The organism is Pseudomonas sp. CYM-20-01 (assembly GCF_023169845.1).
GTDB classification, from domain to species: Bacteria; Pseudomonadota; Gammaproteobacteria; order Pseudomonadales; family Pseudomonadaceae; genus Aquipseudomonas; species Aquipseudomonas azotoformans.
Genome location: NZ_AP025169.1, coordinates 3745682 through 3759143 on the forward strand (window position 1 = coordinate 3745682; position 13462 = coordinate 3759143).

Sequence of the window (13462 nt, forward strand, 5' to 3'; positions counted from 1 at the left end):
CGTCTCTTGTCCAACCCAACCCCTCAACCGCCTTCGCCACCTCGCGCCCTGCGCTGGGCTGTGGCGGGCTCGGTGGTCGTGATGATCGCCGCCGGTGGCCTGTTCTATTACGCCTCACAGCTGGCCGCCAGCAAGCGCCAGGCCAACCACAATGAAATCGCCGTGACCATTCATGGTCACGCCTGCGAGCCGAATGAGTTGACGGTCCCCGCCGGCCGCGCGAGCTTCCGCATCATCAACCGCTCCGATCGTGCGGTGGAATGGGAAATCCTCGACGGCGTGCTGGTGGTCGAAGAACGGGAAAACATCGCTCCCGGCCTGAGCCAGGTGATCAACGCCAACCTGTTGCCCGGTGACTACGCGATCACCTGTGGCCTGCTGAGCAATCCGCGTGGCACCTTGCACGTAACACCGACTGCCGAGTCCGACGCCCAGGCCAAGGCCAAACCGTCGATGGTGGCGTTCATTGGCCCATTGTCGGAATTCCGCGTGTACTTGAGCGGCCAAGGCAGCGCACTGGTCAAGGCGGTCAGCGCGTTGCAACAGGCCATCGACCATGGCGACCTGGCCCAGGCCCAAGCGCTCTACGTACCGGCCCGGGAGGCTTACCAACGCCTGGCCCCGGCATCGCAACGCCTCGCGCAACTGGACAACGCGATCAACGCCCGTGCCGACTATTTTGAAAAACGCGAACAGGACCCGGCCTTCAGCGGCTTCCACCGCCTGGAATACAGTCTGTTCCAGCAACGCAGCCTTGACGGCCTGGCGCCGGTTGCCCAGCGCCTGCTGACCGACGTCAGCGCCCTCAAACAACAATTGCTGGCCCAGTCCCTGCCGCCGGAGCAGTTGGTCAGCATCGTGGTGCGCAACCTCAACAGCCTGGCCGATGTACGCGCCATCAGCGGTGAAGAAGAACGCTACAGCCACGTCGACCTGAATGGTTTCGCCGCCAACCTGGAGGCCGCCCACAAGGTGGTCGAGTTGATGCGCCCGCTGCTGACCAAATCCGCCGCCGACCTGTTGCCTGGAATCGACAGCGCCCTCGCCGCCTTTGATGCCGAACTGCAAGGCTTCAAGGTCGACAAGGGCTACGCCACCTACGACACCGTAACCGCCGATCAGCGTAAGCAGATCGCCGGCAAGGCCAAGGCTCTGGCCGTTGCACTCGATGGAATCGACCCCGCCCTTGGCCTTTCCGGCCTGCAGTGAAGACGACCGCACACATGAGTGATTCAGAACACACCAACCTTCAGCGTCGCCGTGTCCTGCTGGGCATGGCCGCCACCGGTGCCGCGATTGCCGGCAGCGCCCTGACCTGCCCGGCCATGGCCGCTGCGGCCGAGCAAGTCACCACCGCGCCGCGCAGTGACAAGACCCAGGACCACCACGATTTCTTCGGCAAACACCAGAGCGGTATCGTCACCCCACGCCCGGCCTGCGGCATGATTGTTGCGTTCGACGTACTAGCCAGCGACCGTGACGACCTGGAGCGTCTGTTCCGTACGCTGAACGAACGCATCGCCTTTCTCATGACCGGCGGCACCGTGCCGCAGGTGGACCCGAAACTGCCGCCCACCGACTCCGGCATCCTCGGCCCGGTGGTCACCCCGGACAACCTCACCATCACCGTGTCCGTCGGCGAATCGCTGTTCGATGAGCGCTTTGGCCTCACGGCAGTCAAACCCAAGCGCCTGAGCCGCATGGTCGGGTTCCCCAACGATGCGCTGGAGCCGGCGAAATGCCACGGCGACCTGAGCCTGCAATTCAGCTCCAACACCCCGGACACCAATATCCACGCCTTGCGCGACATCGTGAAAAACCTGCCCGACCTGCTGCTGGTGCGCTGGAAGCAGGAAGGCAGCGTACCGCCCCAGGCGCCTGCCAAGCCCGGCGAGCCGGCCCAGAGCGCGCGTAACTTCCTCGGCTTCCGTGACGGTTCGGCCAACCCGAACTCCAACGACGCCAAGGCCATGAATCAGATTGTGTGGGTGCAGCCCGGCAGCGACGAACCGGCCTGGGCCGCCAACGGCAGCTATCAGGCCGTGCGCATCATCCGCAACTTCGTCGAACGCTGGGACCGCACTCCGTTGCAGGAGCAGGAAAGCATCATCGGCCGGGTCAAGCCCACCGGTGCGCCCATGGATGGCCACAACGAAACCCAAGTGCCCGACTACAGCAAGGACCCGGAAGGCAAACTGACCAAGCTCGATGCCCACATCCGCCTGGCCAACCCGCGCACCCCGCAGACCCAGGCCAACCTGATCCTGCGTCGGCCGTTCAACTACTCCAACGGCGTCAACAAGAACGGTCAGCTGGACATGGGGCTGTTGTTCATCTGCTACCAGGCTGACCTGGAGAAAGGCTTTATCAGCGTGCAAACCCGGCTCAACGGCGAGCCGCTGGAGGAATACCTCAAGCCGGTCGGCGGCGGGTATTTCTTCACCTTGCCAGGCGTCACCGGGGCCCAGGATTTCATCGGGCGCACGCTGCTTGCTGCAACGCACCCTCAAACCACTGCCAATACCTAAAAACACACTCAGAGCGGATACCGTCCCATGAAGAAGTCGACTATTGCGTTGTCGTTGTTGCTGACCCTTTCGCCGCTGGCAGCCTTCGCCGCCACCGCGCCGCTGGACCTGGTAGGGCCGGTGTCGGACTACAAGATCTACGTCACCGAGGAAATCGGTGAGCTGGTCACCCAGACCCAGGCGTTCACCGACGCCATCAACAAGGGCGACCTGGCCACCGCCAAGAAGCTCTATGCGCCGACCCGCGTGCACTATGAGTCCATCGAGCCCATCGCCGAGCTGTTCAGCGACCTCGATGCGTCCATCGACTCCCGCGTCGACGACCACGAAAAAGGCGTGACCGCCGAAGACTTCACCGGCTTCCACCGTATCGAATACGCGCTGTTCTCGCAGAACACCACCAAGGGCCTGGAAGCGCTGACCGCCAAGCTCAACACCGACGTCAACGACCTCAAGACCCGCGTCGACGGCCTGACCTTCCCGCCCGAGAAAGTCGTAGGCGGTGCCGCAGCGCTGCTGGAAGAAGTCGCCGCCACCAAGATCTCCGGCGAAGAAGACCGCTACAGCCACACCGACCTGTATGACTTCCAGGGCAACATCGACGGCGCGAAGAAAATCGTCGACCTGTTCCGTGGGCAGATCGAGAAGCAAGACAAGGCCTTCCTGGCCAAGGTCGACAAGAATTTCGCCAGCGTGGACAAGATCCTCGCCAAGTACAAGACCAAGGATGGCGGTTTCGAAACCTATGACAAGGTCAAGGAAAACGACCGCAAGGCCCTGGTGGGTCCGGTCAATACCCTGGCGGAAGACCTGTCCACCTTGCGGGGTAAGCTGGGCCTGAACTAAGCAGCACAAAAAAAGACCCAGCCCTGTTGAAGGGGCTGGGTCTTTTTTTGCCTGCGGGTTTTACAGGATCCGATACAACAACCGCTCGATTCGTACCCGGCTGACCCGGCGCAGGAACTTGCCGACCGCCTCGGGATAATCAGGCAGCGTCTGCAAGTCCTGGTACCGTTCGATACGCGTGGTGTGCTGGAAAATCTGTGCCAGCTCGGTACGCCTTGGCTCCAGCCACTCGCTCTTGGGATCATCGATCAGCAAGGCGTTTTCCAGGTCGAGGCGGAACGCGCGCGGGTTGAGGTTGTTGCCGGTGAGCAAGGTGTAGCGCTGGTCGACCCACATGCCCTTGAGGTGGTAGGTGTTGTCGTCGTGGTGCCACAGGTGCAGGTTCAACTGGCCGTGGTCGATGTCGCGCTGATGGCGCTTGGCGAAACGGCGCAGGCTGATCTCGTACAGGTACGGCAGCGCGGCGATCACCTTGAACGGTTCGCTGGGCGGGATGTAGAAGTCGTTGGCGGTCTTGTCGCCGACAATGATGTCGATCTTTACCCCACGCGCCAGGGCGCGGTTGATTTCGCGGGTCACTGGCAGCGGCAGGTTGAAGTACGGAGTGCAGATGGTCAGTTGATGCTGGGCGCTGGCGATCAGCTCCAGGATCACCCGGCTCAACGGATTGTTCTTGCCCACGCCCAGCAGCGGGCTGACCGACAGATGGCCGTTGGGCAATTGCCCGGTGGTGGTGTCGTATGTCGCGTGCTTGAGACGGCTGCGCAGGTCGCCAATGTCGTTGCGCAGGCTGCGGGTGCTGGGCGGGTTGGGCAGGTCGAGGCGATGCACCGCCTTGGAGGCCACCAGGCCGTGCTCCACCAGATGCTGCATGGAGTCGGCGAGCGGTTGGCTGTGGATCAGGTGGTAGCGGTCGTAGCGGTATTTGTCGAACTTGTGCAGGTACACGTTGTTCAGGCTCGCGCCGCTGTACAGCACCGTATCGTCGATCACAAAGCCCTTGAGGTGCAGCACGCCGAACAACTCGCGGGTTTGCACCGGCACGCCATACACCGGCACTTCACTGCTGTGGCCCTGGGTCATGGCCTGGTACCAGGCACTGTTGCCCGGCTGCTTGCCGGCGCCGATCAAGCCACGCTGGGCGCGCAGCCAGTCGACCACCACCACGATGTCCAACTCCGGTCGCGCTGCCTTGGCGGCGTGCAGGGCGTCGTAGATCTCCTGCCCCGCCTCGTCCTGCTGCAAGTACAGCGCGACGATGTAGATGCGCCGGGTGGCCTGGGGGATTTTCTCCAGCAGGCAGCGGCGATAGGCAGCGGCGCCGCACAGCACGTCAATCGCATCAGGAGTGAGGGGAAAACCGCGCAGTTTGGGCAACAGGGAGCGTTTGAAGAACGACGGCATAAGGCTCGCAATGGGTCGAATCCGAAGAGGCCCCGAGCTTACACCATGGGGGGCCTCAGGTCTTGCCGTGGCGCATGGAAAAATTTTAATTGACCAAGAAGAACGATCGTTCTACTGTTCGCAACATGAACGAAATGACCCATAATGAAACCCGCGACATCATCCTCGACGTCACCGAAAAGTTGATCTATCGCCACGGCATCGCCGCCACCGGCATGGACTTCCTGGTGAAAACCGCCGGCGTCTCGCGAAAAAGCATCTACCGCTACTTCGCCAATAAAGACGACTTGGTGATTGCCGCCCTGCAGCGGCGCGACGAGCGCTGGATGCTGTGGCTGCGCACAGAGGTGGAACGCAGCGAAGGCACCGGCGAGCGCCTGCTGGCGGTGTTCGATGCACTGAAAACCTGGTTTGGCTCCGCCGATTTCCGTGGCTGTGCCTTCATCAACACCAGCGGCGAAACCGGCGACCCGCAGGACCCGGTGCGCCAGTTGGCCAAGGCCCACAAACAGAAACTGTTCGAGTACCTGCTCGAACTGTGTCAAGCACATGGCACCCCCGACCCTGAACGGCAGGCCGCGCACCTGCTGATCCTGGTCGATGGCGCCATTACCGTTGCCCTGGTGATGGGCGATTCAACAGCTGCCGATAATGCGCAATGCATGGCGCAAACCTTGTTGGGACTTTGATCGCACAACGGCGCAACTTTCAACCCACCCTGATTGTTTGAGGAACTGCCCCATGTCATCGACTGCAGAAACACGTCCGCCCCTGCCGCCGTTTACCCGCGCATCGGCCATCGAAAAAGTGCGTTTGGCCGAAGACGGCTGGAACTCTCGCGACCCACATCGAGTGTCCCTGGCCTACACCCTCGACACGCAGTGGCGTAACCGCGCCGAGTTCGCCCATAACCGCGAAGAAGCCAAGGGCTTCCTGACCCGTAAATGGGCCAAGGAGCTGGATTATCGGCTGATCAAGGAGCTGTGGGCGTTTACCGACAATCGCATTGCCGTGCGGTATGCCTATGAGTGGCACGACGATTCGGGCAACTGGTTCCGTTCCTATGGAAACGAGAACTGGGAATTCGACGAGAACGGCCTGATGGCCAATCGTTTTGCCTGCATCAACGACATGCCGATCAAGGAAAGCGAGCGCAAATTCCACTGGCCGCTGGGACGGCGCCCGGATGATCATCCGGGGCTGTCTGACCTGGGCCTGTAAACCTTGCCGGCGATGGCGTTGCTCAAATCGCCATCGCCGGCAAGCCGGGCGCCTACAGGTTGTCGTCGGCTTCAGTCCTGATTGAGGCCGACTCGGTATAGCACGCCATTATCCTCATCCGTCAGCACATACAAAAAGCCATCCGGCCCCTGCCGTACATCGCGAATCCGCGCTTTCAAACCGCCCAGCAAACGCTCCTCGTGAATCACCTTGTCACCGTCGAACTGCAAGCGGATCAGCTCCTGGCTGGCCAGCGCGCCGATGAACACGTTGTGCTGCCAAGATTTGAAGCGGTCTGCATCGTAGAATGCCATGCCGCTGATACCCGGTGATTTTTCCCACACATGATGGGGCGGCACGGTGCCTTCTGCGGTCTTGCCTTTGGCTTCGGGAATCGGTGTCAGGGAGTAATTGATGCCGTGGGTCGCCAACGGCCAGCCGTAATTCTTGCCGCGCTCGATGATATTGATCTCATCACCCCCGCGTGGCCCATGTTCGTTCTCCCAGATCGTGCCACTCCAGGGGTTCAACGCCAGGCCCTGGGGGTTGCGCTGGCCGTAGGACCAGATCTCCGGGCGCACGCCGGGCTGGCCGACGAAGGGGTTGTCATCCGGCACGCGGCCGTCGGGGTAGATGCGCACCACCTTGCCCTGCAATTTGTCCAGGTCCTGGGCAGTCGGGCGGTCGTTGTTTTCGCCCAGAGTCACGAACAGATAACCGTCGCGGTCGAACGCCAGGCGTGAACCAAAGTGGTTGCCGGTGGACAGCTTCGGCTCCTGGCGCAAGATCACTTTAAAGTCAGTCAAGCCACTCAGGTCAGCCGCCAGACGTCCACGCCCTACCGCAGTACCGGCGGTTCCGCCTTTGCCACCACCTTCGGCGTAGGAAAGGTAGACCATGCGGTCCTGCTTGAAGTCCGGCGACAGCACCACGTCGAGTAAACCGCCCTGCCCTTTGGCCCACACTTCAGGCACGCCGGTCAGGGGCGCGGAAAGTTTGCCGTCGGGGCTGACAAAGCGCAGGTGACCAGGCCGCTCGGTGACCAGGAAACCTTGTTTATCCGGCAGAAAGGCCACGGCCCAGGGGTGGTCCAGGCCTTTGGCGATCGGCGTGACGGAGAGACTGCCTTGTTCGCTGGGGAACTGCTGGGCATCAGCTGCAAAAGTGGCCGTCAACGGCAACAGCGAGGTTGCGCACAGCGCGGCTAGCAGGGTTTTGCGTAGAAACATAAGACGGAATCCTTACCGGCGATTGCCGTTGGCATCATAAGTGGGGGCTTTGGTTTCGGTGGCCGGGCGGCTGGGGGCGGCGTCGCGCTTGGGATAGCTGTTGCCAATGCCGCCGTTTTCCAGGGTCGGCGTGCGGGTGGTCGGCCCGGTCTGAATCCCGCGAATGGCCGGCGCGTTGGGCTGGGTGCCCTGCATGCTGTTGGGGTTGGCCCGGTGGATCGGGCCGTTGTTGGCGTTGTTGCTGCCGGGCAGGTTTTGCGCCTGGACCACGGGAACCAGGGCCAGGCCCAACAGCAGCGCTGCAACGTGACGCATACAAGTGTTCATTGACAAAGCCTCTCGGGAGTGAGGAGTACGTGCTTTCGATAACACGCTACGCCCAGGGTTCGGCTTTCGACACTAAATACTTTCTCATCAGGTGTAACACGATCTGTCCGCGCATCCGCCTGGGGAAACTTTCCACACCGGCGCCGAGTCATCCGCACACAGCCTCTACTCAAGGAATCGCAGTTATGCCACGAGCCATCTGGAAAGGCGCCATCAGCTTTGGCCTGGTGCATATCCCGGTGTCGCTGGTCTCGGCCACGTCATCGCAGGGCGTTGACTTCGACTGGCTGGACAAGCGCAGCATGGACCGGGTCGGCTACAAGCGCATCAACAAGACCACCGGCAAGGAAGTCACTAAAGACAATATCGTCAAGGGAGTCGCCTTCAAGAAAGGCCGCTACGTGGTGCTCAGCGAAGAGGAAATCCGTTCGGCCCACCCCAAGTCGACCCAGACCATTGAGATCATCGCGTTTGTCGCCAGTGACCAGATCCCGCTGCAGAACATCGACACGCCCTACTTCCTGGCACCGGACAAGCGCGGTGGCAAGGTCTACGCGCTGCTGCGGGAAACGCTGAGCAAGACCAAAAAAGTCGCGCTGGCCAACGTGGTCCTGCACACCAAGCAGCACCTGGCGGCACTCATGCCATTGGAGTCGGCGCTGGTATTGGTGATGCTGCGCTGGCCGGCCGAAGTGCGCAGCCTGGACGAACTGGAACTGGGCAGCGACGTGACTAAACCTACCCTGGCCAAGGGTGAGCTGGACATGGCCAAGCGCCTGGTCGACGACATGAGCGCCGACTGGCAACCCGATGATTACCGCGACAGCTTCCAGGAAAAAATCATGGCGCTGGTGGCCAAGAAGGCCAAGGCCGGCAAGATCGAAGATGTGGAAACCCGCCAAGACAGTGAAGAGCGCAAGTCCGCCGACGTGATCGACCTGACCGAACTGCTCAAGCGCAGCCTGGCCGGCAAACCCGCCAAGAAGCCCGCCGCGAAGAAATCCACCAAGGCCTCATAAGTCATGCCCAAGCCCCTCAGCGAATACAACCGCAAGCGCGATTTCGGCATTACGGGTGAACCGGCAGGCAGTGCGCCCGCAGGTAAACGCAAGGCGTCGGCGCTGTCCTTCGTGATCCAGAAACATGCCGCGCGCAACCTGCACTATGACTTTCGCCTGGAGCTGGATGGTGTGCTGCTCAGTTGGGCAGTGCCCAAAGGCCCGAGCCTGGACCCTGCACAGAAGCGCCTGGCTGTGCATGTCGAAGATCACCCCCTCGACTACGGCAGCTTCGAAGGCAGTATCCCGGCAGGCCAGTACGGCGCGGGTGACGTTATCGTGTGGGACCGTGGCGTGTGGCAACCCCATGACGATCCGCGCAAAGCCTACGCCGCCGGCAAGCTAAAGTTCACCCTGGTCGGCGAAAAGCTGGCCGGCGATTGGGCACTGGTACGCACACGCCTGAAGGGCAGCGGCGATAAGCAACAATGGCTGCTGATCAAGGAACAGGATCCACAGGCACGCCCCGCCGAAGACTACGATATTGTCCAGGCCCAGCCGGACAGCGTGCTCAGCGCCGCCTCGGTGGGTAAACCCAAGCCTCGCGCAAAACCCCGAAAAACCAAGGCGACCCTTCCCGAGCATTTCACCCCGCAATTGGCCACCCTGGTGGATCGCGCGCCCGAGGGCGATTGGCAGTACGAAATCAAGTTCGACGGTTACCGCATGCTCGCGCGCATCCGCGACGGCGAGGTGCGGCTGTTCACGCGCAACGGCCACGACTGGACCGACCGCCTGCCGCGCCAGACCAAGGCCTTGCAAGCTTTGAAGCTCAACGACAGCTGGCTCGACGGCGAAGTAGTCAGCCTGAACGGCGACGGCCTGCCGGACTTCCAGGCGCTGCAAAACGCCTTCGATATCGGGCGCAGCCTGGACATTGTCTACTACCTGTTCGATGCGCCATTCCTGGATGGCCAGGATCAGCGCGAGGCCCCCGTCGAGGATCGGCGTGCGGCGCTAAAGACTGCGTTGGCTGGCAGCAGAAGCAAGCTATTACGATTCTCCGAAGCCTTTACCGCCCATCACCGGGACATTTTTGAAAGCGCCTGTGACCTGGCCCTTGAGGGCGTGATCGGCAAGCGCCTGGGCAGCCCTTATGTGTCCAGTCGCAACGCCGATTGGATCAAGCTCAAATGCCGCCTGCGCCAGGAATTCGTGATCGTCGGCTACACCCGGCCGCAGGGTTCGCGCAGTGGTTTCGGTGCGCTGTTGCTGGCGGTCAATGACGCGTCGGGATTGGTGTATGCCGGACGCGTGGGCACCGGGTTTGATCAAGCATCACTGAAGGCGATCCATGCGCAACTCACGCCATTGGAGCGCACGTCATCGCCGCTGGGGAAACCGCTGACCAGTGCCCAGGCCCGTGGCGTGCACTGGGTGGAGCCGACCTTAGTCGGTGAAGTGCAGTTTGCCGAATGGACCCGTGAAGGCGTGGTGCGCCAGGCGGCGTTCGTCGCAATGCGCAGCGACAAGCCGGCCGCGCAGATCATTCATGAGCAACCGCGCACGAGCAAATCCATGAAGCCTGCCAAAAAAAACACCGGCAGCGTAAAAATCACCCACCCAGACCGCGTGATCGACCAGCAGAGCGGCACGCAGAAAGAGCAACTGGCGCAGTTCTACAACGGCATCAGCGAGTGGCTCCTGCCGTTCCTGCGCCACCGTCCCGTGTCACTGCTGAGGGCGCCTGAAGGCATCGAGGGAGAGCAGTTCTTCCAGAAACATTCGGAGCGCCTGGCCATTCCCAACATCAAGCAGCTGGATCAGGCGCTCGACCCTGGCCACGCGCGCCTGATGGAAGTCGACAGTGCCAAAGCGTTGCTCGGGGCGGTGCAGATGGGCACCGTGGAGTTTCATACCTGGGGCGCCACCGCCGACAAGATCGAAACCCCGGACCTGTTTGTACTCGACCTCGACCCTGATCCGGCGCTGCCCTGGAAAACCATGCTGGAAGCGGCGCAGCTCACCCTCTCGGTCTTGGACGAGCTGGGCTTGCAAGCCTTCGTCAAAACCAGTGGTGGCAAAGGCCTGCACCTGGTCGTGCCGCTGGCGCGCCGAGACAACTGGGACACCGTCAAGGCGTTCGCCAAAGCGATTGCCCAATTCATGACCGAGCAACTGCCTGAACGCTTCACCGCGACGTCAGGACCGAAAAACCGGGTCGGCAAGATCTTCATCGACTACCTGCGTAATGCGCGGGGCGCCAGCACCGTGGCCGCCTACTCTGTGCGGGCACGGCCGGGATTACCGGTGTCGGTGCCGGTCAGTCGTGAGGAATTGAAGGGGTTGCGCAGTGCACAGCAATGGACGGTCGCCAACCTGCAGCAGCGCCTGGATGGCTTGAAGGGCGATCCCTGGGACGGCTATGCCAATCGACAGAAAATCAGCAAGAAGATGTGGGACAAACTGGGCGCTCATCCACTGGAGTGAATGGCGCCCGAAACACTCAGATGAGCAGGAAGATCGCCGCCAGGGTTGCGAAGATCGCCCATTTTTCCAGGTAGTAACGCGTACGGTTGCGCTTTTTCAGCTCTTTACCGCGCAAGCGAATCTTGTACAGCCGGGTGAAGGCGCGGTTGAGGCCGCCGGTCTTGTCGCCGGCATCGTTGGGCGAGCCCGCGGCCGCCATCACGTTGCGGCTGAACCAGCGATTGAACGCCGCGGCCCAACGGTATTTCATCGGGCGCTCGATATCGCAGAACAGAATGATGCGGTTCTGCTGCGTGGTGTTTTCGGCGAAGTGGATGTAGGTCTCGTCAAACATCACCGGCTCGCCATCACGCCAGTAGTAGTTCTCGCCGTCCACGTTGATGTAGCAGCCCGGGTCGTTCGGCGTGTCCAGGCCCAGGTGATAGCGATACGAGCCGGCATACGGGTCGCGGTGGCGCACCAGCTTGGAGCCCGGCGGCAGTTCGGCGAACATCGCGGCCTTGATCGAACCGATACTCTGCACCAGTTCGGTAGTACGCGGGCATAGCTTCATCGCCGACGGGTGGCTGTCGCCATACCACTTCAGGTAGAAACGCTTCCAGCCCGACTTGAAGAACGAGTTGAAACCCACGTCGTTGTACTGCTCCGAGCGCTTGATTTCGCCGGCGCGCAGCAGGTTCTGGCCTTCCTCGCGGATCTCTTCCCAATGTTCCTGGAGCGGGCTCAGGTCAGGGAAATCGTTGGGCGACAGGTAGGGTCGGCTGGGTAGTTTAGAGAAGAGATAGAGAAAGCAGTTGATCGGCGCCAGGAAGGTCGAATGATCGCTGAGTTGGCGGCCCAGCTTATGCCGCACCCGGCCACGTAAGTGTACATACGCAATCGAGGCAACGTAGAGAACAACAATGATGAGTTTCAAGGGATTTCGTCACAAGTCAGAAGAGAACAGGCTGCTCCTGCGTGCCCACAACGGACGAGGATGGATAGCAGCACCTGAAATCACAATTCACACAATCGGCACGACCGGCTGAGTGACCACCCGGCGCGTGGCCCTTTGCAGTTATTTAGCCACAGGTTGTAACCAAAAGTTAACTAAGAATTGTGAAAAGCTGTCTTGCGAATGTGCTGCGTAATCCAGCTTCAAATGATAAAAGGCATCGCCATCGACGATTTCCCCTTCAACAAAAAGGAATTTGTATGTCATCCCTTTTGGATCCGGACTTTCAAGCGCTGCAAGGTGCGTGGGAGCAAACCTCACTCGAAGACAGCGGCGTGCTCAACCCCATCGACGCGCACACGGCCCCTGGCGCAATCACCACGATCAACGGCGACAGCTTCGAAGTGAAAACGGTCAGCGGCGAGGTATTGCTGGCAGGACGTTTTTTCCTCGACAGCAGCACCGTGCCCAAGCGCATTACCTGGATCGACTCCATGGGAGATGACGCAGGCAAACACTTGCCCGCCAGTTATCGCCTCGACGGTGATGAATTTGTGTTCATTGCCGCCGACGAAGGTATGCCCAGGCCAACCACGTTCAGCACAGGCCCTGGGCAAACCATGCGCACGTTCGTGCGCCGCGACTGAAAGACGCCTCAGTCGAGACGCTTGGTAGCGGTCAAGGTAAAGCACATCGGTAATTGTGCGGGCTGGTGCTCGTATTGGTCGTAGAGTTCTTCGCGGTTGGAGTGGGGATACTCCTGCAGGTGAACGATCTGCAACTGGGCGCCAATCGCGGCACTGACCACATCGCCCAGGGTGTGCACATACCAATAGGACGTCGGCCCGGCCACCTCGCCCTGCCCCTCATAGACAATCGACTCCTGCAGTACGAAGGGTTCGTGCTGGAAGTAGGAACTGGCCGGCAGGAACGGGTTTGGCGCCCGTGGATCGAACACCTCCAGAAACGGGTGGGTTTCATACATGACCAAGGTGCCGCCGGGTTTCAGGGTGAGGGCGACCTGCTGCATGAACAGCGCCACGTCCGGCATCCAGCCCAGCACCCCAATTGTCACCAGGGCGATGTCAAAGCGCCCGTGTAACGCCTGCGGCAGATGATGGATGTCACTCTCGATAAACTCAGGGTTGTGCGGCGAGACATCGGCCAGCTCCCAGGCCTGCTGGAGGAACGCCGGGGATTGGTCCACGCCCACCACCGAACGTGCGCCCAGGCCAAACAGCGACAGGCTTTCGCGGCCATTGTTGCAGCACAGTTGCACCACATCTTTGCCGGCCACGCCAACGTCTTGCAGCAGCCCGGTAATCGTAGGATCCAGGCAGGAAAAGTCAGCTTGGCCGACGCTGTTGAGCAACGCTTTCCAGGTGTCGGTGGTCTTGTGCAGGCCGGCCGATTGATCCCAGGCGTCTTTGTTGCAGGCAATCGCCTGTTGAGCTGAGGGCATGTCCATTGCGTCTCCAGATAATC

Annotated in this window: 13 protein-coding genes; 8 read left to right on the plus strand and 5 right to left on the minus strand. The window is 61.2% G+C overall.

Going from position 1 to position 13462, the window contains the following annotated elements; translation table 11 throughout:
- Positions 1 to 6 precede the first annotated feature (6 nt).
- Genes efeO (M2497_RS16665) through efeO (M2497_RS16675) form a run of 3 tightly spaced genes read left to right on the plus strand, consistent with a single transcriptional unit; the run spans position 7 to position 3374 of the window.
- Positions 7 to 1209, plus strand: a complete 1203-nt coding sequence (gene efeO / locus M2497_RS16665) for an iron uptake system protein EfeO (RefSeq protein WP_248481704.1) — start codon at positions 7 to 9, stop codon at positions 1207 to 1209.
- Between the two features lie 14 nt (positions 1210 to 1223).
- A complete protein-coding gene (gene efeB, locus M2497_RS16670) occupies positions 1224 to 2528 on the plus strand; it encodes an iron uptake transporter deferrochelatase/peroxidase subunit (RefSeq protein WP_248481706.1) in 1305 nt (434 codons plus the stop codon).
- 27 nt (positions 2529 to 2555) lie between these two features.
- Positions 2556 to 3374 (plus strand): iron uptake system protein EfeO, encoded by an 819-nt coding sequence (gene efeO / locus M2497_RS16675; RefSeq protein ID WP_248481708.1) that lies wholly within the window; start codon positions 2556 to 2558, stop codon positions 3372 to 3374.
- A 60-nt stretch (positions 3375 to 3434) separates the two neighbouring features.
- On the opposite strand, the gene pssA is transcribed toward efeO (M2497_RS16675), so the two are convergent.
- On the minus strand, positions 3435 to 4778 hold the full coding sequence (gene pssA, locus M2497_RS16680; RefSeq protein WP_248481711.1) for a CDP-diacylglycerol--serine O-phosphatidyltransferase: 1344 nt from the start codon (positions 4776 to 4778) through the stop codon (positions 3435 to 3437).
- Positions 4779 to 4903: 125 nt separating this feature from the next.
- Between pssA and M2497_RS16685 the strand changes: the two genes are divergently transcribed.
- Both M2497_RS16685 and M2497_RS16690 read left to right on the plus strand, forming a co-directional pair.
- On the plus strand, positions 4904 to 5467 hold the full coding sequence (locus M2497_RS16685) for a TetR/AcrR family transcriptional regulator (protein ID WP_248481713.1): 564 nt from the start codon (positions 4904 to 4906) through the stop codon (positions 5465 to 5467).
- Between the two features lie 52 nt (positions 5468 to 5519).
- Positions 5520 to 5999: a nuclear transport factor 2 family protein gene (locus M2497_RS16690; protein ID WP_071495778.1), complete on the plus strand. Its 480-nt coding sequence runs from the start codon at positions 5520 to 5522 to the stop codon at positions 5997 to 5999.
- 71 nt (positions 6000 to 6070) lie between these two features.
- On the opposite strand, the gene M2497_RS16695 is transcribed toward M2497_RS16690, so the two are convergent.
- Together M2497_RS16695 and M2497_RS16700 are read right to left on the minus strand one after the other, a co-directional pair.
- Positions 6071 to 7228 carry a PQQ-dependent sugar dehydrogenase gene (locus tag M2497_RS16695; RefSeq protein WP_248481715.1) on the minus strand — a complete coding sequence of 386 codons (1158 nt, stop codon included), beginning with the start codon at positions 7226 to 7228 and terminating at the stop codon, positions 6071 to 6073.
- Positions 7229 to 7240: 12 nt separating this feature from the next.
- The gene (locus M2497_RS16700; RefSeq protein ID WP_071495780.1) at positions 7241 to 7555 is read right to left on the minus strand and encodes a hypothetical protein; all 315 of its coding nucleotides are present in this window, start codon (positions 7553 to 7555) and stop codon (positions 7241 to 7243) included.
- Between the two features lie 185 nt (positions 7556 to 7740).
- Between M2497_RS16700 and M2497_RS16705 the strand changes: the two genes are divergently transcribed.
- Both M2497_RS16705 and ligD read left to right on the plus strand, forming a co-directional pair.
- Positions 7741 to 8574, plus strand: a complete 834-nt coding sequence (locus M2497_RS16705; protein WP_248481718.1) for a Ku protein — start codon at positions 7741 to 7743, stop codon at positions 8572 to 8574.
- Positions 8575 to 8577: 3 nt separating this feature from the next.
- The gene (gene ligD, locus M2497_RS16710) at positions 8578 to 11043 is read left to right on the plus strand and encodes a DNA ligase D (protein ID WP_248481720.1); all 2466 of its coding nucleotides are present in this window, start codon (positions 8578 to 8580) and stop codon (positions 11041 to 11043) included.
- 16 nt (positions 11044 to 11059) lie between these two features.
- Here ligD and lpxO read toward each other — a convergent pair whose 3' ends face one another.
- Entirely contained in the window at positions 11060 to 11959 is a 900-nt protein-coding gene (lpxO, locus tag M2497_RS16715; protein WP_248481722.1) for a lipid A hydroxylase LpxO, read from the minus strand.
- Positions 11960 to 12237: 278 nt separating this feature from the next.
- Between lpxO and M2497_RS16720 the strand changes: the two genes are divergently transcribed.
- The gene (locus M2497_RS16720) at positions 12238 to 12624 is read left to right on the plus strand and encodes a TIGR03067 domain-containing protein (protein WP_248481724.1); all 387 of its coding nucleotides are present in this window, start codon (positions 12238 to 12240) and stop codon (positions 12622 to 12624) included.
- An 8-nt stretch (positions 12625 to 12632) separates the two neighbouring features.
- Here the strand turns inward: M2497_RS16720 and M2497_RS16725 are convergent, their stop codons facing one another.
- Positions 12633 to 13445, minus strand: a complete 813-nt coding sequence (locus M2497_RS16725) for a class I SAM-dependent methyltransferase (RefSeq protein WP_248481726.1) — start codon at positions 13443 to 13445, stop codon at positions 12633 to 12635.
- Between the last annotated feature and the right edge of the window lie 17 nt (positions 13446 to 13462).